We start from the raw sequence: 23552 nt of genomic DNA, 5'->3' as shown, positions 1-23552 counted from the left end.
CCGGCATGCTGCCGCGCCTCAACCTGAACCATCTCGCCGTGCTCGACGCGCTCGCCGAGACCGGCACGCTCACCGCGGCTGCCACGCGGCTGGGCGTCACCCAGTCGGCCGTCAGCCACCGGCTGCGCGAGGCGGAGCGGCGGCTCGGCGCGCGGCTCACCCGGCGCGCCCCGGGCGGGGGCGTCACGCTCACCCCCGAGGGCGACAAGCTGCGCGATTTCGCCGCGCGTACACTGGGCGAACTCGCCCGCCTCGAACGCGAGATCGAGGCGCGGCAGTCCGGCGACCGCCGGCTCGTCCGGCTGGGTCAGGCGACCTACAGCCGCTGGCACTGGTTGCCGGATTTCCTGGCCTACCTCGCGGAGCGCGCGCCCGAACTCACCGTCGATCTGTCGGGCGAGGCGACGGCGCGGCCCTTCACCAGCCTCGCCGAGGGCGCGGTGGATGTCGTGACGGTCTATGGCCGCCCCGCCGCCATGCCCCGGCTGCGCTGGTTCCGGCTGGGCTCGGACCCGCTGGTCGTCGCGATGGCGCCGGCGCACCGGCTGGCGGCGGAGCGGATCGTGGACAGCCGGGTGATCGGCGACGACCGGCTCTTCACCTATCCGATCTCGGCCGAGCCCGGCTTCGAGTGGGAGGCGCTGCTGGGCCGCCCGAACGCGCCGCTGCGCAACGTGCGCGCCATGCCCACGCCGGAAGCGGCGATCGACCTTATCCGCGCGGGCTTCGGCGTGGGGCTCTTCAGCCGCTGGGCGGTGGAGCCCGAGGTCGCCGACGGCACGCTCGTCACCCGCGCCACGAGCGAGGAAGAGTTCGCGCTCGACTGGTGGACCGTGATGCGCGACAGCGACGCCGAGGACAGTCCCGCAGGCCGCCTCGCGCAGGGGCTGTTGGCCTGGTCCGAGCGGCATCGCAACCCGCTCAGAACGCTGGGTTTCGAAACGTGCGAAGAGCCCCGCAAGGGGCGATGAGCCGCTCGGCCGCCCTGCCGGGCGTTCTCGCTCAGCCCGCCATCGCGCGGAACTGCGCCGCCTGCTTGGGCGACCAGCGCACGCGCAGGTGATGTCCGGCCTCGTCCTGCGACTCGTCGAGCACGACGCCCTTTTCGAAAAGCCAGGCGCGGCGGCGGCCGTCGTCGAAGCCCAGGTGCAGGGATTCCTCGCGTCGCTCGCCCTCGAGCGCGCGCCCCATCGCCCCGGTCAGATCCGCCATCCCCTCGCCCGACAGCGCAGAGAGCGCGACCACCTCGGCCCGTCGCGCCGCCGTCGCGCGCGCCGCCTCCGCCTGGTCGGCCGGCAGAAGGTCGAGCTTGTTCCAGACCTCGATCTTTGGCGTCGCCTCCAGGACGCCCAGATCCTCGAGGATCGTCTCGACGTCGCGCTTCTGATCCTCTGTCTCGGGATGCGAGATGTCGCGGACGTGGAGGACCAGATCCGCCTCGAGCACTTCCTCCAGCGTGGCGCGGAAGGCGGCGACCAGCTCGGTGGGCAGGTCCGAGATGAAGCCCACCGTGTCCGACAGGATCACCTCGGGCCCCTCCGGCAGCCGGATCGCCCGCATGGTGGGGTCGAGCGTGGCGAAGAGCATGTCCTTGGCCATGACCTCCGCCCCGGTCAGGCGATTGAAGAGGGTGGATTTTCCCGCGTTCGTATAACCCACGAGCGCGACGATCGGATAGGGCACCTTGGCGCGCGCGGCGCGGTGCAGCGTGCGGGTCTTGACCACCTTGTCGAGCTGGCGGCGCAGGCGGACGAGCTGTTCGTCGATCGCGCGGCGGTCGGCCTCGATCTGCGTCTCGCCGGGACCGCCCACGAAGCCCAGCCCGCCCCTCTGCCGCTCGAGGTGCGTCCAGGCGCGGACGAGCCGGGTGCGCTGATAGGACAGCGCCGCCATCTCGACCTGAAGCACGCCCTCGCGGGTGGCGGCACGATCGGAAAAGATCTCGAGAATGAGCCCCGTGCGGTCGAGCAGCTTGACCTTCCAGGCGCGTTCGAGGTTGCGCTGCTGCACCGGCGTCACCGGCCCGTCGATCAGCACCAGCTCGATGCCGTCCTCCTTCAGACGCGCGCCGATCTCCTCGATCTTGCCGGAGCCGAAGAAGGTGCCGGGGTGGGCCCTGGGCAGGCGGACGGTTTCGGCCCACTCGACCGACAGGCCCGGCAACGCCTCGGCCAGCGCCACCGCCTCCTCGAGCGCGTAGCGCGGGTCACGCCGGCCGGGCGCAGTCCGGATGTCGGGGTGCAGGACCGCCGCGCGCGTGGTGCCGGTATCGCCCGTGTCAGCTATTGTCGTCGCCGTCGTAGAGATTGATCGGTTGCGAGGGCATGACGGTCGAGATCGCGTGCTTGTAGACAAGCTGCGACTGTCCGTCGCGGCGCAGCAGCACGCAGAAATTGTCGAACCAGGTAATCACGCCCTGAAGCTTCACCCCGTTGATGAGAAAGACCGTCACAGGCACCTTCGTCTTGCGCACATGGTTGAGGAAGGTGTCCTGAAGATTCTGGCGGTCCGAAGCCATTGAGTGTCCCTTTTTTTCCTTCTGATCCCTGCGGGACGTCGTCGTTCCAGCCGGGTCTTATGGCGTGTCCTTGCACGGCGCCCGATATGCGCCGTGATGCGGCATGGTATCCGAAGGACAAGTATGGGATGCAAGCGACGGAGTTTCCAGCCCCTAAATCCCGCGCGTCAGCGGCGCCACAGCGCCGGCGAGATCAGCGCGATGATCGCCAGCAGCTCGAAGCGGCCGAGCACCATCGCGCCGGCGAGCAGGAGCTTGCCGCCCTGCGACAGCTCGATCACCAGGATCGGCGTCTCGGGCGCCCAGATCACAAGCGGCCCCGTCGTCGTGAGCGCCGCGATCGCCAGCACGACGGCCTCCTCGAAACTGCTGCCCAGGACGGCGAAAAGCAGACTCGTGACCGTGAGGCTGAGCGCGAAGAGCATGAAGAAGACGAAGGCGATGAAGGCGCCCTGCCGGCGCAACCTGCGCGAGAAACCGCCTGCGCGGCCGACAGACGACGGATGCACGAGTTTCTCCATCTCGCGCAGACCGTGCAAATAGAGCGCATAGATCCGCAGAAGCTTCACGCCGCCCGCCGTGGTCGCCACGCCCCCGCCCAGCATCGCGAGCCCCATCAGGATCATGCCCGGCGTGCCCAGCCCCGACCAGACCTGCGCGGCCCCCCAGCCGCTGCTGACGAAGCCCGTGGTGCTCAGAAAGGAGAGCACGGTGAAGCTGGCGCCCCAATGCGCCCGCAGCGCCTGGGCCAGGTTCTCCTCCTGGTCGACCTCGTAGGCGCCCGCCCAGTGCCGCAGGAAGAGCACGAGCGGCACGCCCAGCACAAGCACGAGGCCCAGGCGGAACTCGGGATCCTGCGACAGGCGCGTGCGCGCGCTGGCCAGGGTGTCGGACGAGAAAGTGAGCCGCGAGAGCGCGAAGAAGAGAAAGGCGAAGATGACCGCCTCGGCCCAGAAGCCCGCCGTGGCGCCCACCGGCCCGCCGGCGTCCGAGATGCCGGAGGTGGAAATCGTCGCCATCGCGTGGATCGCGGCGGTCATGGGCGCCTCGCCGAGCGCCATGAGCATGAGCCAGAGCACAAGGGTCAGGGCGGCATAGACGGGCGCGAGGCGCCGCGCGGCGCGCGCGAGCCGCGTGGCCGGCGCCGCGGTCGCCATCGCCGGCTGGCGCGGATCCGCCCGCCCTGGCTCTCCCGAGGCGGTGACCTCGAAGCCCCCCAGCGAGAGCGGCGCGAGGATCGCCACCGCCGCGGTCCAGATCACGAAGCCGCCCATCCAGCCCACCTGCGCCCGCCAGAGGTGCAACGCGGGCGACAGCCGCCCCGGCTCGAAGATCGGCACGCCCGTGGTGGTCAGGCAGGAGACCATCTCGAGATAGGCGTTGAGAAAGCTCGTCGTCCGCACCGCCTCGTGGAAGGGGACGGCCAGCCCCACGGGCAGCAGCACGAAGCCCGCCAGCAGCGCGAGCAGTTGCCGCGGCGCGTCGCGCTCGGGCGGGCGGCCGGCCCGCGCCACCGCGATCAGGGCCACGATCAGCGTGCCGAGCAGGCCGGCGTAGAAGAAGCTGCGCGCGACGTGGAACTCCTCGCGCGCAAGCGCGACGGCGGCCGGCGCCAGCATCGAGACCGAGACCGCCCCTGCGAGCAACAGAAACAGCGGAAGCCGCCAGAGCCGGGCCATCGGCTCAGAAGTAGTCGATCGAGACCTGCAGCAGGCGCTCGACCTCGGGGACATCCTTGGCGAGCGCGAAGATCACGATCACGTCGCCCTCGTCGATGCGCGTGCCCGCCTCGGGTTTGACGATCCTTTCGCCCTTCTGCACCGCGCCCACGAGCACGCCCTCGGGGAAATCCACGTCGCGGATGCGCTGGCCGGAGATCGGCGAGGTGGAGAGCACCTCGGCCTCGATCACCTCGGCCTCGGCGTCGCCGATGGAATAGACGTCGCGCACCCGGCCGTGCCGGATATGCCGCAGGATCGAGCTCACCGTGGTGGCGCGCGGGTTGATGTAGGCGTCGATCCCCAGGGGCTCCATCAGCGGCTCGAGCGTGGGGTCGTTGACGAGGGCGATGGCCATGGGACAGCCCAGCGACTTGGCGCGCACGGCGACCAGCATGTTGGTCTTGTCGTCGTCCGTCACGCAGAGCACCGAGTCCGCCCGCGCGATGTTGGCCTCGTTCAGCAGCCCGACATCCAGGCCGTCGCCGTTGAGCACGATCGTGCGCTCCAGATCGTCGGCCGCGCGCTCCGCCGCGGCGCGGTCGCGCTCGATCACCTTGGCGCGGATCCGCTCGGGGCGCGCCTCGAGCGCCTTGGCCACCGTGAGCCCGACGTTGCCGCCGCCCACGAGCACCACGCGCTCGGTGCGCTTGCTGGACTTGCCGAAGATCTCCAGCGTGCGGTCGATGTCCTCGGCATGCGCGACGACGTAGCAGGCGTCGCCGGCGAAGAGCTGGTCGTTGGGCTCGGGCGCGAAGAGCGTGCCCTCCCGGCGCACGCCCACGACCACCGCGCGCAGCGTCGAGAAGAGATCCGTGAGCTGCCGCAGCGGCGTGTTGATGACCGGGCAGGCCTCGGTCAGCCGCAGCCCCAGAAGCTGCGCACCGCCGCCCAGAAAGCTCTCCGCGTCGAAGGCCGAGGGTCTCGAGACCCGGCGCAGCGCGGCGTCCGCGACCTCGCGTTCGGGGCTGATCACCACGTCGATGGGCATGTGGTCGCGCCGGTAAAGGTCCGAGTAGATCGCGGTCAGATAGCTCTGCGCGCGGAGCCGCGCGATCTTGCGCGGGATGGAAAAGACCGAATGCGCCACCTGGCAGGTCACCATGTTGACCTCGTCCGAATAGGTGGCGGCGATGATCATGTCGGCGTCACGCGCGCCGGCCCGGTCCAGGATGTCGGGATAGGAGGCATGCCCGGCGATGCCCTGCACGTCGAGCGCATCGGTCGCGCGGCGCACCAGATCGGCGTTGTTGTCCACGACGGTGACGTCGTTCTTCTCGCCCGAGAGATGGCGCGCGATCTGCCAGCCCACCTGGCCCGCGCCGCAGATGATGACCTTCATGGGCCGGCGTCTCCCGTCATCTTCCGCCGTTCTGGATGGCACGCGGCCCGGGCAGGGTCAATCGCGCGGACGCCGCGGGCGCTCGTCCCTCCCTCCGGTCGGTCCTCGCAAGAGCGACGCGGCCCGTCAGGGCCAGGGAGCGCGCCTCAGCCGCGCGCGGGCGGGATCGAATAGGTCATCGTCGCCCGCGCCACCGGCTCTTCCATGCCCTCCGAGAAGACCAGCACGTCGCCCACCGCCAGCGCGCGACCGAGCTTCAGCAGCCGGCAGCGCGCGATCATGTCCGTGGCCGCGGCGGGCTTGCGCATGAAGTCCATCGAGCAGCCGGTGGTCACGGCGAGCGCCTCCGGCCCGATCATGGCCAGCACCGCAAGATAGACCGAGACGTCGGCCAGCGCGAACATCGACGGCCCCGAGACGGTGCCGCCCGGGCGCAGGTGCCGCTCGTCCACCCGCAGCCGCACCTCGATCTCGCGCGGCGCCACCCGCTCGATCGCGAAATCGGCGGCCACCTGCGGAAACGCGCGCGCCATGAAGGCCGCGAGCGCCTCCGCGTCCATCCGAAGTCCCTGAGCGCCGTCCGCCATGCTTTCCTCCGCCTTTCGTGACGCCTAGAGTTGGCGCGAAGCGGAGTGGAGGACAAGATGACCATACTGGAACGCGAGGACGACGGCGCCGTCGCCCGCCTCACCATGGCCGCGCCCGAGCGGCTCAACGCGCTCTCCGACGCGATGCTGGCCGAGTTGCAGGCCGCCTTCGACGCCCTGAAGGAGGATCGCGCGATTCGCGCCGTGATCCTGTCGGGCCGCGGCAAGGCCTTCTGCGCCGGCCACGACCTGAAGGAGATGCAGGCCGGACGGCAGGCCGAGGACGGCGGCGCGAGCTATTTCGACGATCTCTTCCGGCGCTGCGCCACGATGATGCAGACCATCCGCGAGGTGCCGCAGCCGGTGATCGCACAGGTCCACGGCATCGCCACCGCCGCGGGCTGCCAGCTCGTCGCCTCCTGCGATCTTGCGGTGGCGGCCGAAGGCACCCGCTTCGGCGTCAACGGCGTGAACATCGGGCTGTTCTGCTCCACGCCGATGGTGGCGCTGTCGCGCAACGTGCCTCTGAAGCACGCCTTCGAGATGCTGGTGACGGGCGAATTCGTGGACGCCACCCGCGCCCGCGAGCTCGGACTCGTCAACCGCGTGGTCCCGCCCGAGCAGCTCGAGACGGAGGCGGAGGCACTGGCGGGCACGATCGCCTCGAAGCTCGGCAGCGCGGTGAAGATCGGCAAGCAGGGCTTCTACCGCCAGGCGGAGATGCCGCTCGAACAGGCCTACGACTTCACCGGCGCGGCCATGGTCGAGAACATGCTGAACAGCGACACGAACGAGGGCATCGCGGCCTTTCTCGAAAAGCGCGCGCCCGACTGGCGCCAGTGACCCCGTGACAAGCCCCCGCAAGGAGCCTAGATCGGCGCGCATGACGGAAAAGCTGCATATCGTGGGCGGCGGCATGGCCGGCTCGGAAGCCGCCTGGCAGGCCGCGGAAATGGGCGTGGAGGTGGTGCTGCACGAGATGCGGCCCACGGTCGGCACCTTCGCGCATCGCACGGGCCACCTGGCCGAGATGGTCTGTTCGAACTCCTTCCGCTCCGACGACGACGCGGAGAACGCCGTGGGCCAACTCCACTGGGAGATGCGCGCGGCGCAAGGCTTGGTGATGACCACCGCCGACCGCCACCGCCTGCCCGCGGGCGGCGCGCTCGCCGTGGACCGCGACCCCTTCGCCGAGGAGGTGACGGCCCGGCTCAAGTCCCACCCGAAGGTCACCGTCGAAGAGTCGGAAATCACGGAACTTCCCGAGGAAGGCCGCTGGATCTTCGCCACCGGTCCGCTGACCTCGCCCGCTCTGGGCGAGGCGATCGCGCGGGCGACGGGCGCCGATCAGCTCGCCTTCTTCGACGCCATCGCGCCCATCGTCTACGCCGAGAGCATCGACATGGGGACCGCCTGGCGGCAGTCGCGCTACGACAAGGGCGAGACCGAGGAGGAGCGCACCGCCTACATCAACTGCCCCATGACGAAGGACCAGTACGAGGCCTTCATCGACGCGCTTCTCGCGGCCGACAAGACCGAGTTCCACGAGGGCGAGACGGCGGATTACTTCGATGGCTGCCTGCCGATCGAGGTGATGGCCGAACGCGGGCGCGAGACCCTGCGTCATGGCCCGATGAAACCCGTGGGCCTGACCAATCCGCACAAGCCGGACGAAAAGCCCCACGCCGTCGTGCAACTCCGCCGCGACAACGCGCTGGGGACGCTCTACAACATCGTGGGCTTCCAGACGAAGATGAAGTACGGCGCGCAAACTTCTGTCTTCCGGATGATTCCCGGACTGGAGGAGGCGCGCTTCGCCCGCCTCGGCGGCATCCACCGCAACACCTTCCTCAACTCGCCGACGCTTCTCGACGATCAGCTCCGCCTGCGCGCGCGGCCCAACATCCGCTTCGCCGGGCAGATCACCGGGGTGGAGGGCTACGTCGAATCCGCGGCCATGGGCCTTCTCGCGGGGCGCCTCGCCGCGGCCGAGATCCTCGGCCGCCCGCTGCCCACCGCACCCGCCGACAGCGCCATGGGCGCGCTCGTGCATCACATCACCGGCGGCGCGGAGGCGAAGACCTTCCAGCCCATGAACGTGAACTTCGGCCTCTTCCGCCCGGTCGAGGGGCTCAAGGGCGGGCGCAAGGGCCGGCGGGAGCGCTACCGCGCCTACACCGACCGCGCCAAGGCCGCCTGGCGCGCCTGGCTCGCGGGGGCGGCGCTGGACGCCGCGTGACGCGCCGGTTAGGCTTCCCTGCATGACACAGGGATTTCTCGACAGAGTGTACAGGACCGAGGGCGCCGAGGAGATGCGGCGCCTCTACGACGACTGGGCCGCGCAATACGACGCCGACCTGCGCGCCGCGGGCTACGCCACGCCGCGCCGCGTCTCCGAGGCGCTCGCGCACGCGATCGACGACCCCACGCGCCCGATCCTCGACTTCGGCTGCGGCACCGGCCTCTCGGGCGAGGCGCTGGCCGAGGCGGGCTTCACCACCATCGACGGCGTGGACGTCTCCGACGGCATGCTTGAGGTCGCGCGGGCCAAGGGCGTCTACCGCGCCCTCGACGCCATCGGCGACGACGACCCGATGACCGAGCGCGCCGGGCGCTACGCGGCGGCCGCCGCGATCGGCGTGATCGGCTCGGGCGCCGCGCCGCTCGCCGCCTTCGACCGGGTCTGGACGCTCCTCCCCGCGGGCGGGCTCTTCGGCTTCTCGTTCAACGACAACACGCTGCAGGATCCCGCCTTCGAGGCCCACGTGACCGCGCTCGTTGAGAGCGGCGCCGCGCGCATCCGCTTCCGCGAGCACGGGGAGCACGTCCCGGCCGAGGGCGTCGGCGCCCTCGTCTACGTCCTCGAGAAGGCGTGAGCCTCCGCACCCGCTTCGCCCCCTCGCCCACCGGCCCGCTGCACCTCGGGCACGCCTACTCCGCGCTGCTCGCCCACGACACGGCCCGCGCGGCGGGGGGCAGCTTCCTCCTGCGCCTCGACGACCTCGACCAGAGCCGCGCGCGCACCCATTGGGCGGCGCAGATCGAGAGCGACCTCGCCTGGCTCGGCCTCACATGGGACGGCCCCGTGATGCGGCAGTCGGACCGCCTGCCGCGCTACCGCGCCGCGCTCGCCGCGCTCTGGGACCGCGGCCTCCTTTACCCCTGCCACTGCACCCGCCGCGACATCGAGGCCGCCGCGAGCGCGCCGCAGGAGGGCGCGCCCCTGCACGGCCCCGACGGGGTGATCTACCCCGGCACCTGCCGCCCGGACACGCCGCCCGTCGGGCCGATGCCAGGGGACTGCGCGCTGCGGCTCGACATGGCCCGCGCCGGCGCCGCGGCCGGGCTCGACCGCGCCGCCCTCACCTATACCGAGACCGGCGTCGCAGAGCCGCCGGGCGCGCTCGGCCCGGACCATTTCACGCGCGAGATCGGCGACGTCGCCCTTGCGCGCCGGGGCCTCGGCGCCGCCTACCATCTCGCCGTCGTGCTCGACGACGCCGACCAGGCGATCACCCATGTGATCCGCGGCGCGGATCTCGCACCCGCCACCGCCATCCACGTCCTGCTCCAGCGCCTCCTCGGCCTGCCGACGCCGATCTACCACCACCATCGCCTGATCCGCGACGAGACGGGCCGCCGCCTGGCCAAGCGCGACGACGCCCGCGCCATCGCCGCTCTCCGCGACGAGGGACGCACCCCGGATGACATCCGCGCGATGGTGGACCTCCCCCCGCCCCTTCTTCTTGGGTCAAATATCCTCGGGGGGTGAGGCGGCGCGAGCCGCCGAGGGGGGCAGACAGCCCCCCTTCCGGGCTCACTCGGGCGCGAGGATCTCCACCTCCGCACCGTCCCGCACCGCCGTGTAGAAACAGCTCCGCCGCCCGGTGTGGCAGGCGGGCCCGGTCTGGCGCACCAGCAGCAGCAGCGTGTCGCGGTCGCAGTCCAGCCGCATCTCCACGAGTTCCTGCAGGTTGCCAGAGGTCGCGCCCTTCTCCCAGAAGGCCTGCCGCGAGCGCGACCAATAGGTGACGCGGCCGGTCTTGAGCGTGCGCGCCACCGCCTCGGCGGTCATCCAGGCCATCATCAGCACCTCGCCGGTTTCAGCCTCCTGCGCGATGGCAGGGATCAGGCCGCGCGCGTCGTAGCGCAGCGTCGCAGGGTCGAAGGGCATGTGGATTTCCTTTTGCATCGTGGCGCGTCGCGCCTAACTATGCAGGAAAGACCATGTGGGGAAGCCATGAGCGCCGAGACCGACCTCATCAAGCTCTATTCGGGCCGCATCCTCGCGCTCGCGGCCGAGATTCCGCACACCGCCCGGCTCGGCGCGCCCGACGCCAGCGTCAGGAAGCGCTCGCCGCTTTGCGGGTCGACGGTGACGGTGGACGTGATCTTGCGCGACGGCCGGATCGCCGAGTTCGGACAGGACGTGAAGGCCTGCGCGCTCGGGCAGGCGGCGGCGGCGGTGGTCGGCGCCAACGCGATCGGCCGCAGCCGGGCCGAGATCGAGGCCGCGCGCGATGCGCTCAAGGCGATGTTGAAGTCCGACGGTCCGGCGCCCGCGCCGCCCTTCGACGGGCTCGAGGTGCTGCGCCCGGCGCGCGACTACAAGAACCGCCACGCCTCGATCATGCTCGCGCTCGACGCGACGGCCGAGGCCGTCGCCGAGGCCGAGAAGGCGCGCTGCGCCTGAGACGCCACCCCGTAAGAAAAGCCCCCCGAAAGAAAAGGCCGCCGAAAGAAAAGGCCGCCGCGCTTCGCTGAGGAAGGCGGCGGCGAAGTCCGATCCGCTTTGGGGACAGGCAGGGCCGACAGGGGACGCTCAGCTTGGGGACAGAGGCGCCGGAAAAGCCCTGAAGCGCGGATCGCGAGACAGCTCAGACGATCCCCGGAAGATTGAGCGCGGCGAAGAGCAGCACGGCCAGCGCGACGAGGCCGGCCATGTCGGCGACGACGGCGCCGGGGGCGCGGCGCAGGATACTGGCAAGCTGGGTCATCATCGCTTCGGCTCCGTCTCCGGGGATGTTGACCCTTTGTTCTCATATCTCCCGCGTCATGTAAAGAACTTTTTAAGAACATTCGTGAACAAAGCGGTTTGCGCCGCCTCACCCCACGGACAGCAGCCGAATCGCCTCGTCCTGCCGCATCAGCCACAGCAAGGTGCGTGCCGCCTCGCCGCGCGGCGTGCGCAGGTCGGGGTCGTCCGCCAGAAGCCGCCGCGCGTCGGATTGCGCGGTGGCCATCAGCCCCGCCTGTCGCTCCAAGTCCGCGATGCGGAATCGCGGCAGCCCGGACTGCGCGGTGCCGATCAGATCGCCCGCGCCGCGCATCTCGAGGTCCACCTCCGCGATGCGGAATCCGTCCTCGGTGTCGCGGATCGTCGTCAGGCGCCGCATCGCGCTTTCCGACAGCGGCGGCTGATAGAGCAGCGTGCAGGTCGAGGCGCCGCGCCCGCGGCCGACGCGGCCGCGCAGCTGATGGAGCTGCGCCAGCCCGAAGATCTCGGCGCGTTCGATCACCATGATCGTGGCATTGGGCACGTCCACGCCGACCTCGATCACCGTCGTCGCCACCAGCACGCTCGTCTCGCCGCGCTGGAAGCGGGCCATCGCCGCGTCCTTCTCCTCGGGCGGCATCTGGCCGTGGACGAGGCCGACGACCCCGTCCCCCAGGGACGCGCGCAGCCGCTTGAAGCGCGCCTCGGCCGCCGTCAGGTCCACCGCCTCGCTCTCGTCCACGAGCGGGCAGACCCAGTAGGCCTGCCGCCCCTGGGCCACGGCGCCGCGCAGGTGATCGACGACCTCGGCCAGCCGCTCGGTCGAGACCATCGCGGTGCGGATCGGCTGCCGGCCCGGCGGCTTCTCGTCCAGCACGCTCACGTCCATGTCGCCGTAATGCGCAAGCGCCAGGCTGCGCGGGATCGGCGTGGCCGTCATCACCAGCATGTCGGCGCGCGCGCCCTTCTGCCCGAGCTCGAGCCGCTGGCGCACGCCGAAGCGGTGCTGCTCGTCCACGATGGCGAGGCGCAGGTCGTGGAAAGCCACGTCCCTCTGGAAGACGGCATGCGTGCCCACCAGCACCTGCGTCTCGCCCTCTGCAAGCGCGGCGAGCTTCGCCGCCCGCCCCGTCCCCTTGTCGCGCCCGGTCAGCAGCGCCATGCGCACGCCCGCCGCCTCGGCCAGGGGCAGGAGCGCCTCGTAATGCTGCCGCGCGAGGATCTCGGTGGGCGCCATCATCACCCCCTGCCCGCCGGCCTCCACCGCGATCGTGAGCGCGAGGAAGGCCACCAGCGTCTTGCCCGCGCCCACGTCGCCCTGCAGGAGCCGGTTCATCCGCAGCGAGCTACGCATGTCGTCGGCGATCTCCGTCACCGCGCGGGTCTGTGCGCCGGTCGGGCGGAAGGCGAGACTTTCCAGCACCTTGCGCTGCAGCGCGCCGGTGCCGTGCGTCTCCCGCCCGCGGCCGCGGCGCACCCGCGCACGCGCGAGCGCCAGGGTGAGCTGATGCGCCATCATCTCGTCGTAGGCGAGCCGGGCGCGCGCCGGATGCGTGGCGGCCAGATCGCCCGCCCCCTCCGGCGCATGCGCCGCCTGAAGCGCCGCGTGCCAGTCCGGCCAGCCTTCCTGCGCCTTCTGCACCGGGTCGATCCATTCGGGCAGCTCCGGCGCGCGGTCGAGCGCGGCCTGCGCGGCCTTCGCCATCACCTTCTGCGTGAGCGAGCCGGTGAGCGGATAGACCGGCTCGAAGGCCGGGATCTCGTCCGCCTCCTCGGGGGTCACGATGTGATCGGGATGCACCATCTGCGCCATCCCGTCGTAAAGCTCCACCCGGCCCGAGACGAGCCGGCGCGCGCCCGGGGGCAGAACCCGCTGAAGGTAGTCGGCGCGGCCGCGGAAGAAGACGAGCTGGAACGCCGTCTCGGCGTCCTCCACCTCCACGCGGTAGGCGCCGGTCTTCGTGCGCGGCGCGCGGTGCGCGCCCACCGTCACCTCCACCGTCGCCACGCAGGGAAGATCGGCGCCGCGGATGCTGGCGCGCCGGCGCCGGTCCACGACCGAATGCGGCAGGGTGAAGAGCAAATCGCGCGGCCGCTCGATGCCCCCCTTCTCCAGCGTCTGCGCGGTCTTGGCGCCCACGCCGGGCAGCGTCTCGAGCCCGGCGAAGAGCGGAAAGAGCGGCTCGGGCCGCGTGCTCATGCCGCGCCGATCAGCGCGAGCCAGCCGTCCTCGTCGATGGTCTCGACGCCGAGTTCGGCGGCCTTCTTCGCCTTGGACCCCGCGCCGGGGCCGGCCACCAGCAGGTCGGTCTTGGCCGAGACCGAGCCTGAGACCTTGGCGCCCAGGCTCTCGGCGCGCGCCTTGGCCTCAGCGCGGGTCATCTTTTCCAGCGTGCCGGTGAAGACGATGGTCTTGCCCGCGACGGGGCTGTCGCTCGCCTGCGGCTGGGCCGCGGGCTCGACCGTCAGGCAGGCCGCGAGCCGGTCGATCGACGCGCGCTCGGCCTTCTGCGACAGCGACTTGACCAGCGAGCGGGCCAGGACCGGCCCGACACCGTCGATGGACAGCAGGTCGTCCCAGGCGGTCCCCTCTTCCGATGCGGCGGCATCCATCGCCTCGATGAACTGCGGCCAGTCGCCGTAATGCCGCGCCAGGAGTTGCGCGGCGGTTTCGCCCACGTGGCGGATGCCGAGCGCGAAGATCAGCCGCTCGAGCGGGATGCGCCGCCGGTCCTCGATCGCGGCGAAGAGATTGCCCGCGCTCTTCTCGCCCCAGCCGAGCTGCCGGGCAAGCGGCGTACGGCTCTTTTCGGCGAAGCGCGCCGCCACCGCCGCGCGCTCGAAGGCGTCGAGTCCCAGCGCGGCGGCGAGCTGCGCGCGCGCCTCGGCCCGCCCCTCGCCCTCGAGCCGATCGAGCACCTCGTCGGGCGTGAGCAGCGCCTTCTCGCCCGCCTCGTCGCGGTCGCGGAGCGTGAAGATGTCGGCCGGCTCGCGGATCCAGGCCAGCAGGTAGAACTGCTCGACCTGCTTGCCGCCCAGCCCCTCGATGTCGAAGGCCCCGCGCGAGACGAAATGCTTGAGCTTCTCGATGGCCTGCGCCGGGCAGATCAGCCCGCCGGTGCAGCGCCGCACCGAATCGCCCGCCTCGCGGATCGCGTCGGAGCCGCAGGCGGGGCAGGTCCGGGGGAACTCGTAGGGCTCCGCGTCCTCGGGCCGGCGCGAAAGGTCGACATCCGCCACCTTGGGGATCACGTCGCCCGCGCGATAGACCTGCACCCAGTCGCCCTCGCGGATGTCCTTGCCGCCGCGGATCTGCTCGCCCTTCGAGTCGCGCCCGGCGATGTAGTCCTCGTTGTGCAGCGTCGCGTTCGAGACGACGACGCCGCCCACGGTGACGGGGGTGAGCCGCGCCACGGGTGAAAGCGCGCCGGTCCGGCCCACCTGGATGTCGATGGCCTCGAGCCGGGTCCAGGCGAGCTCGGCGGGAAACTTGTGCGCGAGCGCCCAGCGGGGCGTCGTGGAGCGGTAGCCCAGCCGCTCCTGCAGGCCCAGGTCGTTGACCTTGTAGACGACGCCGTCGATGTCGTAGCCGAGGGTCGCGCGCTGCTGCTCGATCTCGGCATAGTGGGCGAGCATTTCGGCCGGCCCGTCGCAGAGCGCGGTGAGCGGATTGACCGGGAAGCCAAGCGCGCCCAGCCGGTCGATCGCCGCCATCTGCGTCTCCGCCAGCGGCTCCGAGAGCTGGCCCCAGCCGTAGGCGAAAAAGCGCAGCGGGCGCGCGCGTGTCACCTCCGGGTCGAGCTGGCGCAGGCTGCCGGCGGCGGCGTTGCGCGGATTGGCGAAGCGCTTTCCGCCCTGCTCGGCCTGCCGCGTGTTGAGCGCCTCGAAATCGGCATGGCTCATGTAGATCTCGCCGCGCACCTCGAGGATGTCCGGGCCGCCGTCGAGGCGTTCGGGGATCTCGTCGATGGTGCGCACGTTGCGCGTGACGTCCTCGCCCTCGGTGCCGTCGCCCCGCGTGGCGGCCTGCACGAGGTGGCCGCCCTCATATCGGATCGAGAGGCTGAGCCCGTCGATCTTGGGCTCGGCGGTATATTCCAGCGAGGCCTCGGCGGGGCGGTTCAGGTACCGCCGGATCCGCGCGTCGAAGTCCTCGATCTCCTCCGCCTCGAAGGCGTTTTCGAGCGAGAGCATCCGCACGGCATGGCGGACCTTGGCGAAGGTCTCCGCAGGCCGTGCCCCCACCCTTTCGCTGGGGCTGTCGGCGCGCTTCAGCGTCGGGAACCGGTCCTCTATGGCCGCGTTGCGCGCCTTCAGCCGGTCGTATTCGGCGTCGCTGAGTTCCGGCGCATCCTCGACGTAGTAGGCTTCGTCGGCGCGCGCGAGCGTCTCGGCGAGGCGCCTGAGCTCTTCGGCCGCCTCGGCCGCGCTCAGATCCTCGACAGGCTTTTCCTCGGCCACGGCCCCCTCCACGCGCGCTGCGGTTCGGACGGAGTGATAGGACCGTGCCCGCCGGGCGTCCAGTGCGCGGGGCTTGCCCGCGGGCGGGCGTCAGGCGCTGGCGGCGACCGAGTCGGCGGCCTCATGCTCCGGTTCGGGATCCCGCAGGACATAGCCGCGGCCCCAGACCGTCTCGATGTAGGCCGGGCCGCCCGTGGCTTCCGAGAGTTTCTTCCGGAGCTTGCAGATGAAGACGTCGATGATCTTGAGCTCGGGCTCGTCCATGCCCCCGTAGAGGTGGTTGAGGAACATCTCCTTGGTCAGCGTGGTCCCTTTGCGCAGGCTGAGCAGCTCCAGCATCTGGTATTCCTTGCCGGTCAGATGCACCGGCTTGCCCTCGGCCTCGACCGTCTTGGCGTCGAGATTGACCGCGATCTTGCCGGTGCGGATGACGGATTGCGCATGGCCCTTGGAGCGGCGGATGATCGCATGGATCCGCGCCACCAGTTCCTCGCGGTGGAAGGGCTTGGTCAGATAGTCGTCGGCGCCGAAGCCGAAGCCCTTGATCTTGCTTTCCGTATCGTCCGAACCCGACAGGATCAGGATGGGCGTGGAAATGCGCGCCAGGCGAAGCTGCCGCAGGACGTCGTGGCCGGTCATGTCGGGCAGGTCGAGATCGAGAATGATCAAATCGTAATCATAAAGCTTCGCCAGATCGACGGCCTCCTCGCCCAGATCGGTCGCATAGACGTTGAGATCGGCGTGGGTCAGCATCAGCTCGATGCTCTTCGAGGTCGTGGGGTCGTCTTCCACCAGCAGCACACGCATGCCCGGCACTCCGCTTCGTCGCTTCCTGTGAAAACGCAAGGTGAACAGAAAAGGTTAACCGCTCGTTACCATGGAAAAGCTTATCCGGCACGGCTGCGCTTGCAATCCCTAGTTGTGCCTGCGGCGGGCCGTTGCACGCAAGGCACGCTCGCCGCCGCGGTCGGCGGCAGCCATCCATTCGTCGAGTTCCTCTTCGCTCAGCGCATAGGTGGCGATCGCCTCCGCCCGGTCGATCAGACCATGGCGCACGGCGCGCACGACGGCCGCCTTGCGCGAGGCCACCCACCGGCGGGTGTCCGGCGCCGGCAGATCGGCGCGGGTCATCACCCGACCGTCGGGCAATCTCACCGCACGCGGGCCATTGACCTTCCGAAGATACATCAGGCTCCTCCAGACTGGCCGGCCGAGACTCGCGCCGGGGCGCTTAACGCGCGCTGAAGCCCGCCCTTGCGAAAACGGCGGATTTTCCTATATTCCGCGAGCTTTCCGACGAGGTCCGACATGTCGCTCGACACCGCCACCGGCCTGAATTCCCTGGGCCTGCCCAAACCGCCGGCCGAGACCCGCGTGGTCGTCGCCATGTCGGGGGGCGTGGACAGCTCGGTCGTCGCGGCGATGCTGGCCGAGGAGGGCTACGACGTGGTCGGCGTCACCCTGCAGCTCTATGATCACGGCGCGGCGCTGGCGAAAAAGGGCGCCTGCTGCGCGGGCCGCGACATCCATGACGCGCGCCGCGTGGCCGAGGCGCGAGGCTTTCCGCACTACGTGCTCGACTACGAGAACACCTTCCGCGAGGCGGTGATCGACGAATTCGCCGAGAGTTACCTCGCCGGCGCGACTCCCGTGCCCTGCATCCGCTGCAACGAACGCGTGAAGTTCCGCGACCTGCTGGAGACGGCGAAGGATCTCGAGGCGGACTGCATGGCGACCGGCCACTACATCCGGCGCGAAGCGGGCCCCGCCGGGCCGGAGCTGCACATGGCCGCCGACGGCGCGCGCGACCAGAGCTATTTCCTGTTCTCGACCACGCGCGAGCAACTCGAATACCTGCGCTTCCCGCTGGGCGGGCTCGCCTCGAAGGACGAGACCCGCGCGCTCGCCGCGCGCTACGGCCTTCCGGTGGCCGACAAGCCCGACAGCCAGGACATCTGCTTCGTCCCGAACGGCGACTACGCCGCGGTGATCGAGAAGCTGCGTCCCGGCGCGGCCGAGCCGGGCGAGATCGTGCACGCCGACGGGCGCGTGCTTGGCGAGCATCCCGGGGTGATCCACTTCACCATCGGCCAGCGCCGGGGCCTCGGCATCGGCGGGCTGTCCGAGCCGCTTTACGTGGTCAAGCTCGACGTCGAGCGCCGCCGCGTGATCGTCGGCCCGAAGGAGATGCTGGCCACCCGCCGCGTGCCCGTGCGCGAGGTCAACTGGCTGGGCGACGGGGCCTTCGCCGGGGCCGAGGCGCGCGAGATCTCCGTCAGGGTCCGCTCCACCCGCCCCCCCTCCGAGGCGATCCTCCGCCCGCTCTCCGAAACCGAGGCCGAGGTCGAACTGCTCTCCCCCGAGGAAGGTGTGAGCCCGGGCCAGGCCTGCGTCTTCTACGAGACGGGCGGCACCCGCGTGCTCGGCGGCGGCTGGATCTGGCGCGGTCGCTGAGGCGTGGCGCCGGCGGCACCGCGGCGTGGAAGGGGGCGCTGCCCCCTCTTGGCCTGACGGCCAATTCACCCCCGGGATATTTGTGCCAAGAAGAAGGAGCCGGAACCGGTCCGCCTGTTTCTTCTTGGTGAAAATATCCCGGGGAGCGCGAGGGGCAGCGCCCCTCGCCCGCACGCAGTGCCAGAAGACGTGCGGCCGCAAGGCCGCGCCGCCCGGCAGCCGCTCAGATGCGGCGCAGGGCGAGCACGGCGTTGAGCCCGCCGAAGGCGAAGGCGTTCGACAGCGCGACATCCACCTCGGCCTCGCGCGCCGCGTTGGGCACCACGTCGAGCGCGCATTCGGGATCGGGCTCCTCGTAGCCGATCGTCGGGGCGATCACGCCGTCGCGCACCGCCATTATGCAGGCCAGCAGCTCGACGGCGCCGGTCCCGCCGATCAGGTGGCCGTGCATCGACTTGGTGGAGGAGATCATCAGCCGATCGGCGTGGGGGCCGAAGACATCGGCCACCGCGGCGCACTCGGTCTTGTCGTTGGCGAGCGTCCCGGTGCCGTGCGCGTTGATATAGCCGACCTGCTCGCCCGCCACGCCCGCGTCGCGCAGCGCGCCGGCCATCGCGCGGGCGGCGCCCTGCTTCGAGGGCATCACGATGTCGGCCGCGTCCGAGGTCATGGCGAAGCCCACCACCTCGGCGAGGATCTCGGCGCCGCGGGCGCGCGCGTGGTCGTAGTCCTCGAAGACGAAGACGCCGGCGCCCTCGCCCTGCACCATCCCGTTGCGGTTGGCGCTGAAGGGGCGGCAGGCGTCGCGGCTCATCACCCTCAGCCCCTCCCAGGCCTTCACGCCGCCGAAGCAGAGCATGGATTCCGAGCCCCCCGTGACCATCACGCGGCTCATGCCGAGGCGCACCATCTGGAAGGCCTGGGCCATCGCATGGTTGGACGAGGCGCAGGCGGTGGAGACGGTAAAGGACGGCCCCTTGAGGTTGTATTCCATCGAGACGTGGCTGGCCGCCGCGTTGTTCATCAGCTTCGGAACCACGAAGGGATGAACGCGGTTCTTTCCCTCCTCGTAGACGGTGCGGTAGTTCTCGTCCCAGGTCGAGACGCCGCCGCCGGCGGTGCCCAGCACCACGCCCGAGCTGGCGGCCAGTTCGCCCGAGAACTCCAGGCCCGCCTGCGCGATCGCCTCGCGCGCCGCGATCAGCGTGAACTGCGTGAACCGGTCGTAGAGCGCCAGCTGCTGGCGGTTGAAGTGCTGTTCGGCCTCGAAGCCCTTGACCTGTCCGCCGATGCGGACCGCGAGACGATCCACGTCGCGGAGCTCGAGCTGGCCGATGCCGCAGCGGCCCTCGCGCATGGCCTCCAGCGTCTGGGGCACGGACTGGCCGAGCGGGTTGATCGTGCCCGCCCCGGTGATGACGACACGTCCCATGCTCAGGCTCCAGGTGTCGCGGCAGCCATCTGCGGCGCGGTCCTCACCCGTGCTGCTCGGCGATCAGCCGCTCGATCCCGGCGACGATCGTGTCCACCGACGAGATGTCGAAGTCGCTCGCCTGGGGCTCGTTCGCATTGAAGGGCACGGAGATGTCGAACGCCTCCTCGATGGCGAAGATGCTCTCCACGACGCCCAGGCTGTCGATGCCGAGCTCGTCGAGGGTGGCCTCCGGCCGGATGTCGGAGGGTTCGAGCACCGCCTGTTCCGCGATGATCCGGATCACCCTGTCGCGGACGTTCGTCATCTCCATGAAGCCCCCTGCGCCATTGCGGGCCTCATTTAGTCGCTCCCGTCCGCCTTGGAAACCGCTTTCTTGAGCGCCGCGACGTCCCGGAAGAGCCGCGGCAGGCGGCGCAGCGCCTTGTAGCTGTCCACCTGGGCGTCGAGCCGGGTCGCCGGATAGCCGAGCATGACCCGGCCCGCCGGCACGTTGGACAGGACCTTGCTGCCTGCGGCGATGACCGCGTTGTCGCCGACCTGCAGGTTGTCGGCTACGCCGACCTGCCCCCCGAGGACGACGTGATCGCCGATACGCGTGGATCCCGCGACCCCGACCTGGCCTGCAAAGAGGCAGTCGCGGCCGACGACCACGTTGTGTCCGATCTGCACGAGGTTGTCGAGCTTGGTGCCGTCGCCGATGACGGTGTCGCGGATGGTGCCGCGGTCGATGCAGCTGTTCGCGCCGATCTCGACGTCGTCGCCCACGGACACGGCGCCGAGGGAGTGGATACGCTCCCAGCTCTGCGCCGGCGCCGGCGCGACCTCGCCGGACAGGGCCGCGCGCGCCTGTTCGACCCCGGCCTCCGACGGCGTGACGAAGGAAAACCCGTCGCCGCCCACCACGCAGCCGGGCTGCGCGACGACACGGGCGCCGATGCGGACCCGCGCGGCGATGCGCACGCCCTCGCGCAGAAGCGCGCCCGGCCCGACGGCAGCGTCCGCGCCCACGTAGCATTGCGGACCGATCACCGCGCCCGCGCCGATCCGCGCGCCCGCCTCGATCACCGCGAGCGGCCCGATCGAGACGTCCGGCCCGATCTCGGCCCGCGGATCGACGACAGCCGAGGGATGGCGGCCCGGCGCGAATCCCGGCCCGGGGTCGAGCGCGGCCGTGAGGCCGGCCATCGCGAAGCGCGGGCGCGCGGGACAAAGCGCGCCCGCGAGGCCGAGCGCGCGCCAGTCGGCCCCGTCCCAGAGCATGGCGGCGCGGGCGCGGCCCCGGGCGAGCGCCTCCGCATAGGCAGGCGTCGAGGCGAGCGCGAGCTCCTCGGGCCCGGCGGCGGCCGGCTCGGCCGCGCCGGTGATCGTCAGGTCCGGGTCGCCGTGCACCTGCAGACCGAGGGCGCGGGCGAGCTCGCCGAGCGTGTGGGGCATCTGACCTCCCGTGGCGGGAGTCGTCTTCTAGCCGTTCACGGCCCCGATCGCCACCCCTCGCGCCTCGAGCGCCGACCAGATCCGCGCATCGCGGCCGTACATGTCGGGGCGGAAATGCAGCGCGCCCTTCGGCGTGGTCAGCGCGGTGCGATAGATCAGATGCACCGGCACATGCGTCTCGAGCTCGACCCGCGTCTCGCGGCCGGTCTCGAGGACCGAATGGAACAGCCCCCGAGGGTCGTCCGTCTGCCGGCTGAGCAGCTCGTAGGCGAATTCGAAGGGCCGCTGCAGCCGGATGCAGCCGCTCGAGTAGGTGCGCGTGTGCCGGTCGAAGAGATGCTTCTCGGGCGTGTCGTGCAGGTAGATGGCGTATTGGTTGGGGAACATGAACTTCACCTTGCCGAGCGCATTGCGCGGGCCGGGCGGCTGGCGCACGTTGAAGGGGAAGTTGCGGGCGTTGTAGGCGTTGAAGTTCACTGCGGCGCGGCTGACCACCTGCCCGCGGCTGTTGATGAGCTGCAGGTAGGAGGCGGCGTTGCGGTTGCGCTTCATTCGGGGCAGGTAGTCGCGCGCGAGGATCGAGCGGGGCACATACCACGACGGGTTGATGACCATGTGCTCCATCTCGTCGGAGAACTCGGGCGTGTGCTTGTCCGCCGGGCTGCGCGCGCCGACCACGGCCTTTGTCTCGAAGGTCACCTTGCCGTCGTCGATGATCCTGGCGGAGAAATCCGTGAGATTGACCAGCACGTGCCGCGCGCCCCGGTCGCGGGGCAGCCAGCGCTCGCGCTCGAGCGCGACCAGCACCGACTGCAGGCGCTCGCGCGCCGGCGTGTTGATCGCGGCGCGCGTCTCCTCGCCCACCACCCCGTCGGCCTCCAGCCCATGCGCCTCCTGGAAGGCGCGCACGGCCTCGACCAGCGCGCCGTCGTAGGCCGCCGAAGCCGATCGGCGCATGTAGCCCATCGCGATCAGGCGGTTTCGCAGCGCGACGACGGCAGACCCCGTATCGCCGGGTTCGAGCCGGCCGGCGGGGACCGCCGGGCCCCAGCCGCCTGCGCGCACCACCTCCTCGAGCTCGAGACGGGCCTTGAGCAGGCGCGCGTATTCGGCGCTGCCCGGCGCCAATCCCCGCAGGAAGGCCGCGGGCCGCTCGGCCTCGGCGAAGGCGGCGAGTTGCGCGGCGAGATCCGGGCGCGCGACCTCGCGCACCATGTCCGGATCGATCCGCGACGGGGTCAGTACGCCCATCTGCACACGGCGGGCGTAGTCGAGAAAGCGCCGGGAAAGCTCCGCCTCGAGCAGGCCCAGGTCATGCGCGGTGCGCGCCGCAGCCAGCCGCGCGCGCAGGCCGGAGAGATCCTCGGCCGGCAGGCCGTGCAGCGGCAAGGCATCGAGCGCCTCGAGCAGCGCGGCGCGACGGGCGCGGTGGTCCTCGCCCGGGCCGGTCCAGATCGCGCTGTATCCGTTCGCGCGGTAGAATGCCGTCAGCGGCGCCTCGCCGGCCACCTGTTCTGCCAGCGCCTGCTTGAAGGCGGTGACGCCGGCCTGCGCGACGGGAGCAGCCGCGAGGACGGCGCAGCCGATCGCTGCGGCGGCGAATAGGTGGCGGGTCCAGGAGCGCGTGAAGCGCGGCATCGGCATCTCCTTCTGCTGGCGGCGGACCTGCGCGGTCGCGGCCGTGTCTCGAGTCAAATCGGAGCTGGAAGAACGCGCGATTGTCCACTCACGTTTCGTCATGGGCACCCAACTTGACGCTTGCCCGCGGCATCGCCGCAACGCCCGGGTGCACGCCGAGCCGAGCCCCGTGTGAGCAGGTTTTTGCCGATTGCAGGATTTTACAACAGCTTAAGCCGAATCATGCCTTGGTGGGCCCGTTAACCCTGTGCCATAGTGCGACGGCATCTGGGGATGACAGCGCCGCGCAACGTCGCGGCAGGGCAGAAACGGGACAGGCACAGCCATGAACCAAGCTTCCAGCACGGGCGCCGTGACGCGGCGCGGCCTGCTGACCGCATTCGCCGCGACAGCCATTTCAGCGGCGCCAACCTTCTCGAATGCCGCCGGGTTCCTGCGCGGCGCCGGCGATATCCGGCGGCTGCGCATGTATTCCGGCCGCACGGGCGAGCGGATCGACACGATCTACTGGATCGAGGGGGAGTACATCCGCGAGGCGGTCGAAGAGATCCACCTGTTCATGCGGGACTGGCGGAACAACAAGGTCAAGGCGATCGACCTGCGCACCATCGACATCATGACCGCCGCGCACAACATGCTGGACACCTCCGAACCCTACACGCTCATTTCCGGCTACCGCAGCCCCGAAACGAACGCGATGCTGCGCCGGCGGAGTTCGGGCGTGGCCAAGAACTCGCGCCACCTGCGCGGCGAGGCGGCGGACCTGCACCTGCGCTCGCGCTCGGTGAGCCAGATGGCGCGCGCCGCCATGGCCTGCCGCGCGGGCGGCGTCGGCAAATACACCGCGTCCGACTTCGTGCACATGGACTGCGGGCCGGTGCGCAGCTGGGGCCGCTGAGGGCAACCGGAACGGAAAGACGCCCGCGACGCGGCGCTTGTGCCGTCGGCCTTGCGGCTGGCGGCCTTTTC

General features: G+C 70.7%; 23 protein-coding genes. 8 read left to right on the top strand and 15 right to left on the bottom strand.

The genetic code is table 11. The features are described from left to right. Window positions 1-5 precede the first annotated feature (5 nt). Complete coding sequence (locus DRV85_RS09775; RefSeq protein WP_158540137.1) at window positions 6-971, top strand: LysR family transcriptional regulator; 966 nt, start codon at window positions 6-8, stop codon at window positions 969-971. A 31-nt stretch (window positions 972-1002) separates the two neighbouring features. Here the strand turns inward: DRV85_RS09775 and hflX are convergent, their stop codons facing one another. The 5 genes from hflX to DRV85_RS09750 all read right to left on the bottom strand — a co-directional run bounded on the left by hflX (window position 1003) and on the right by DRV85_RS09750 (window position 6165). Then, window positions 1003-2286, bottom strand: coding sequence for a GTPase HflX (gene hflX / locus DRV85_RS09770; RefSeq protein ID WP_113289501.1), 1284 nt, complete (start codon window positions 2284-2286; stop codon window positions 1003-1005). Continuing rightward, the gene (gene hfq, locus DRV85_RS09765; RefSeq protein ID WP_113289500.1) at window positions 2279-2518 is read right to left on the bottom strand and encodes an RNA chaperone Hfq; all 240 of its coding nucleotides are present in this window, start codon (window positions 2516-2518) and stop codon (window positions 2279-2281) included. Before hfq ends, hflX begins: the two co-directional genes overlap by 8 nt. A gap of 167 nt (window positions 2519-2685) precedes the next feature. Next, a complete protein-coding gene (locus tag DRV85_RS09760) occupies window positions 2686-4197 on the bottom strand; it encodes a potassium transporter TrkG (protein ID WP_113289272.1) in 1512 nt (503 codons plus the stop codon). A 4-nt stretch (window positions 4198-4201) separates the two neighbouring features. Next, the gene (gene trkA / locus DRV85_RS09755) at window positions 4202-5578 is read right to left on the bottom strand and encodes a Trk system potassium transporter TrkA (protein WP_113289271.1); all 1377 of its coding nucleotides are present in this window, start codon (window positions 5576-5578) and stop codon (window positions 4202-4204) included. Between the two features lie 146 nt (window positions 5579-5724). Beyond that, window positions 5725-6165, bottom strand: a complete 441-nt coding sequence (locus tag DRV85_RS09750) for a PaaI family thioesterase (RefSeq protein ID WP_233495462.1) — start codon at window positions 6163-6165, stop codon at window positions 5725-5727. Window positions 6166-6222: 57 nt separating this feature from the next. Between DRV85_RS09750 and DRV85_RS09745 the strand changes: the two genes are divergently transcribed. The 4 genes from DRV85_RS09745 to gluQRS are packed head-to-tail and all read left to right on the top strand — an operon-like array spanning window position 6223 to window position 9937. Next, window positions 6223-7008, top strand: coding sequence for an enoyl-CoA hydratase (locus DRV85_RS09745; RefSeq protein ID WP_113289269.1), 786 nt, complete (start codon window positions 6223-6225; stop codon window positions 7006-7008). Between the two features lie 40 nt (window positions 7009-7048). Then, window positions 7049-8404: a methylenetetrahydrofolate--tRNA-(uracil(54)-C(5))-methyltransferase (FADH(2)-oxidizing) TrmFO gene (trmFO, locus tag DRV85_RS09740; protein ID WP_113289268.1), complete on the top strand. Its 1356-nt coding sequence runs from the start codon at window positions 7049-7051 to the stop codon at window positions 8402-8404. A 22-nt stretch (window positions 8405-8426) separates the two neighbouring features. Beyond that, window positions 8427-9041 carry a class I SAM-dependent DNA methyltransferase gene (locus DRV85_RS09735; protein WP_113289267.1) on the top strand — a complete coding sequence of 205 codons (615 nt, stop codon included), beginning with the start codon at window positions 8427-8429 and terminating at the stop codon, window positions 9039-9041. Then, complete coding sequence (gene gluQRS, locus DRV85_RS09730; protein WP_113289266.1) at window positions 9038-9937, top strand: tRNA glutamyl-Q(34) synthetase GluQRS; 900 nt, start codon at window positions 9038-9040, stop codon at window positions 9935-9937. Before DRV85_RS09735 ends, gluQRS begins: the two co-directional genes overlap by 4 nt. Window positions 9938-9982: 45 nt before the next feature. Here the strand turns inward: gluQRS and hisI are convergent, their stop codons facing one another. Continuing rightward, window positions 9983-10339: a phosphoribosyl-AMP cyclohydrolase gene (gene hisI, locus DRV85_RS09725; protein WP_113289265.1), complete on the bottom strand. Its 357-nt coding sequence runs from the start codon at window positions 10337-10339 to the stop codon at window positions 9983-9985. A gap of 66 nt (window positions 10340-10405) precedes the next feature. On the opposite strand from hisI, the gene DRV85_RS09720 reads away from it, so the two are divergent. Continuing rightward, window positions 10406-10858 (top strand): iron-sulfur cluster assembly scaffold protein, encoded by a 453-nt coding sequence (locus tag DRV85_RS09720; RefSeq protein WP_113289264.1) that lies wholly within the window; start codon window positions 10406-10408, stop codon window positions 10856-10858. 184 nt (window positions 10859-11042) lie between these two features. On the opposite strand, the gene DRV85_RS19700 is transcribed toward DRV85_RS09720, so the two are convergent. From DRV85_RS19700 to sciP, 5 genes are all read right to left on the bottom strand, one after another. Continuing rightward, on the bottom strand, window positions 11043-11165 hold the full coding sequence (locus tag DRV85_RS19700; protein ID WP_275401718.1) for a hypothetical protein: 123 nt from the start codon (window positions 11163-11165) through the stop codon (window positions 11043-11045). A gap of 105 nt (window positions 11166-11270) precedes the next feature. Continuing rightward, a complete protein-coding gene (gene recG / locus DRV85_RS09715; protein WP_113289263.1) occupies window positions 11271-13361 on the bottom strand; it encodes an ATP-dependent DNA helicase RecG in 2091 nt (696 codons plus the stop codon). Continuing rightward, window positions 13358-15622, bottom strand: coding sequence for an NAD-dependent DNA ligase LigA (ligA, locus tag DRV85_RS09710; RefSeq protein WP_113289499.1), 2265 nt, complete (start codon window positions 15620-15622; stop codon window positions 13358-13360). Before ligA ends, recG begins: the two co-directional genes overlap by 4 nt. Window positions 15623-15712: 90 nt before the next feature. Then, complete coding sequence (gene ctrA, locus DRV85_RS09705; RefSeq protein ID WP_113289262.1) at window positions 15713-16429, bottom strand: response regulator transcription factor CtrA; 717 nt, start codon at window positions 16427-16429, stop codon at window positions 15713-15715. A 108-nt stretch (window positions 16430-16537) separates the two neighbouring features. Then, window positions 16538-16810 carry a CtrA inhibitor SciP gene (gene sciP, locus DRV85_RS09700; protein ID WP_113289261.1) on the bottom strand — a complete coding sequence of 91 codons (273 nt, stop codon included), beginning with the start codon at window positions 16808-16810 and terminating at the stop codon, window positions 16538-16540. 120 nt (window positions 16811-16930) lie between these two features. Between sciP and mnmA the strand changes: the two genes are divergently transcribed. After that, window positions 16931-18076 carry a tRNA 2-thiouridine(34) synthase MnmA gene (mnmA, locus tag DRV85_RS09695; protein ID WP_113289260.1) on the top strand — a complete coding sequence of 382 codons (1146 nt, stop codon included), beginning with the start codon at window positions 16931-16933 and terminating at the stop codon, window positions 18074-18076. Window positions 18077-18299: 223 nt separating this feature from the next. On the opposite strand, the gene DRV85_RS09690 is transcribed toward mnmA, so the two are convergent. The 4 genes from DRV85_RS09690 to DRV85_RS09675 are packed head-to-tail and all read right to left on the bottom strand — an operon-like array spanning window position 18300 to window position 22583. After that, window positions 18300-19508, bottom strand: coding sequence for a beta-ketoacyl-[acyl-carrier-protein] synthase family protein (locus DRV85_RS09690; protein ID WP_113289259.1), 1209 nt, complete (start codon window positions 19506-19508; stop codon window positions 18300-18302). Window positions 19509-19551: 43 nt separating this feature from the next. Beyond that, complete coding sequence (locus tag DRV85_RS09685) at window positions 19552-19821, bottom strand: acyl carrier protein (RefSeq protein ID WP_420820914.1); 270 nt, start codon at window positions 19819-19821, stop codon at window positions 19552-19554. A 29-nt stretch (window positions 19822-19850) separates the two neighbouring features. Further along, a complete protein-coding gene (locus tag DRV85_RS09680; protein ID WP_113289258.1) occupies window positions 19851-20945 on the bottom strand; it encodes a UDP-3-O-(3-hydroxymyristoyl)glucosamine N-acyltransferase in 1095 nt (364 codons plus the stop codon). A 27-nt stretch (window positions 20946-20972) separates the two neighbouring features. Then, window positions 20973-22583: a L,D-transpeptidase family protein gene (locus DRV85_RS09675; RefSeq protein ID WP_113289257.1), complete on the bottom strand. Its 1611-nt coding sequence runs from the start codon at window positions 22581-22583 to the stop codon at window positions 20973-20975. A 325-nt stretch (window positions 22584-22908) separates the two neighbouring features. Between DRV85_RS09675 and mepK the strand changes: the two genes are divergently transcribed. Next, the gene (gene mepK, locus DRV85_RS09670; protein WP_113289256.1) at window positions 22909-23481 is read left to right on the top strand and encodes a peptidoglycan L,D-endopeptidase MepK; all 573 of its coding nucleotides are present in this window, start codon (window positions 22909-22911) and stop codon (window positions 23479-23481) included. Window positions 23482-23552: the final 71 nt, after the last annotated feature.

Source organism: Rhodosalinus halophilus (assembly GCF_003298775.1).
Taxonomy (GTDB): Bacteria; Pseudomonadota; Alphaproteobacteria; order Rhodobacterales; family Rhodobacteraceae; genus Rhodosalinus; species Rhodosalinus halophilus.
This window is presented reverse-complemented; position numbering and strand designations above follow the sequence as displayed.

What these genes read in the sequence shown, in the direction of transcription:
- DRV85_RS09775 (WP_158540137.1), top strand. Translation starts at nt 6, where the DNA reads ATGCTGCCGCGCCTCAACCTGAACCATCTCGCCGTGCTCGACGCGCTC.
- hfq (WP_113289500.1), bottom strand. Translation starts at nt 2,518, where the DNA reads ATGGCTTCGGACCGCCAGAATCTTCAGGACACCTTCCTCAACCATGTG.
- DRV85_RS09760 (WP_113289272.1), bottom strand. Translation starts at nt 4,197, where the DNA reads ATGGCCCGGCTCTGGCGGCTTCCGCTGTTTCTGTTGCTCGCAGGGGCG.
- trkA (WP_113289271.1), bottom strand. Translation starts at nt 5,578, where the DNA reads ATGAAGGTCATCATCTGCGGCGCGGGCCAGGTGGGCTGGCAGATCGCG.
- DRV85_RS09750 (WP_233495462.1), bottom strand. Translation starts at nt 6,165, where the DNA reads ATGGCGGACGGCGCTCAGGGACTTCGGATGGACGCGGAGGCGCTCGCG.
- DRV85_RS09745 (WP_113289269.1), top strand. Translation starts at nt 6,223, where the DNA reads ATGACCATACTGGAACGCGAGGACGACGGCGCCGTCGCCCGCCTCACC.
- trmFO (WP_113289268.1), top strand. Translation starts at nt 7,049, where the DNA reads ATGACGGAAAAGCTGCATATCGTGGGCGGCGGCATGGCCGGCTCGGAA.
- DRV85_RS09735 (WP_113289267.1), top strand. Translation starts at nt 8,427, where the DNA reads ATGACACAGGGATTTCTCGACAGAGTGTACAGGACCGAGGGCGCCGAG.
- hisI (WP_113289265.1), bottom strand. Translation starts at nt 10,339, where the DNA reads ATGCCCTTCGACCCTGCGACGCTGCGCTACGACGCGCGCGGCCTGATC.
- DRV85_RS09720 (WP_113289264.1), top strand. Translation starts at nt 10,406, where the DNA reads ATGAGCGCCGAGACCGACCTCATCAAGCTCTATTCGGGCCGCATCCTC.
- DRV85_RS19700 (WP_275401718.1), bottom strand. Translation starts at nt 11,165, where the DNA reads ATGATGACCCAGCTTGCCAGTATCCTGCGCCGCGCCCCCGGCGCCGTC.
- recG (WP_113289263.1), bottom strand. Translation starts at nt 13,361, where the DNA reads ATGAGCACGCGGCCCGAGCCGCTCTTTCCGCTCTTCGCCGGGCTCGAG.
- ctrA (WP_113289262.1), bottom strand. Translation starts at nt 16,429, where the DNA reads ATGCGTGTGCTGCTGGTGGAAGACGACCCCACGACCTCGAAGAGCATC.
- sciP (WP_113289261.1), bottom strand. Translation starts at nt 16,810, where the DNA reads ATGTATCTTCGGAAGGTCAATGGCCCGCGTGCGGTGAGATTGCCCGAC.
- mnmA (WP_113289260.1), top strand. Translation starts at nt 16,931, where the DNA reads ATGTCGCTCGACACCGCCACCGGCCTGAATTCCCTGGGCCTGCCCAAA.
- DRV85_RS09690 (WP_113289259.1), bottom strand. Translation starts at nt 19,508, where the DNA reads ATGGGACGTGTCGTCATCACCGGGGCGGGCACGATCAACCCGCTCGGC.
- DRV85_RS09685 (WP_420820914.1), bottom strand. Translation starts at nt 19,821, where the DNA reads ATGGAGATGACGAACGTCCGCGACAGGGTGATCCGGATCATCGCGGAA.
- DRV85_RS09680 (WP_113289258.1), bottom strand. Translation starts at nt 20,945, where the DNA reads ATGCCCCACACGCTCGGCGAGCTCGCCCGCGCCCTCGGTCTGCAGGTG.
- DRV85_RS09675 (WP_113289257.1), bottom strand. Translation starts at nt 22,583, where the DNA reads ATGCCGCGCTTCACGCGCTCCTGGACCCGCCACCTATTCGCCGCCGCA.
- mepK (WP_113289256.1), top strand. Translation starts at nt 22,909, where the DNA reads ATGAACCAAGCTTCCAGCACGGGCGCCGTGACGCGGCGCGGCCTGCTG.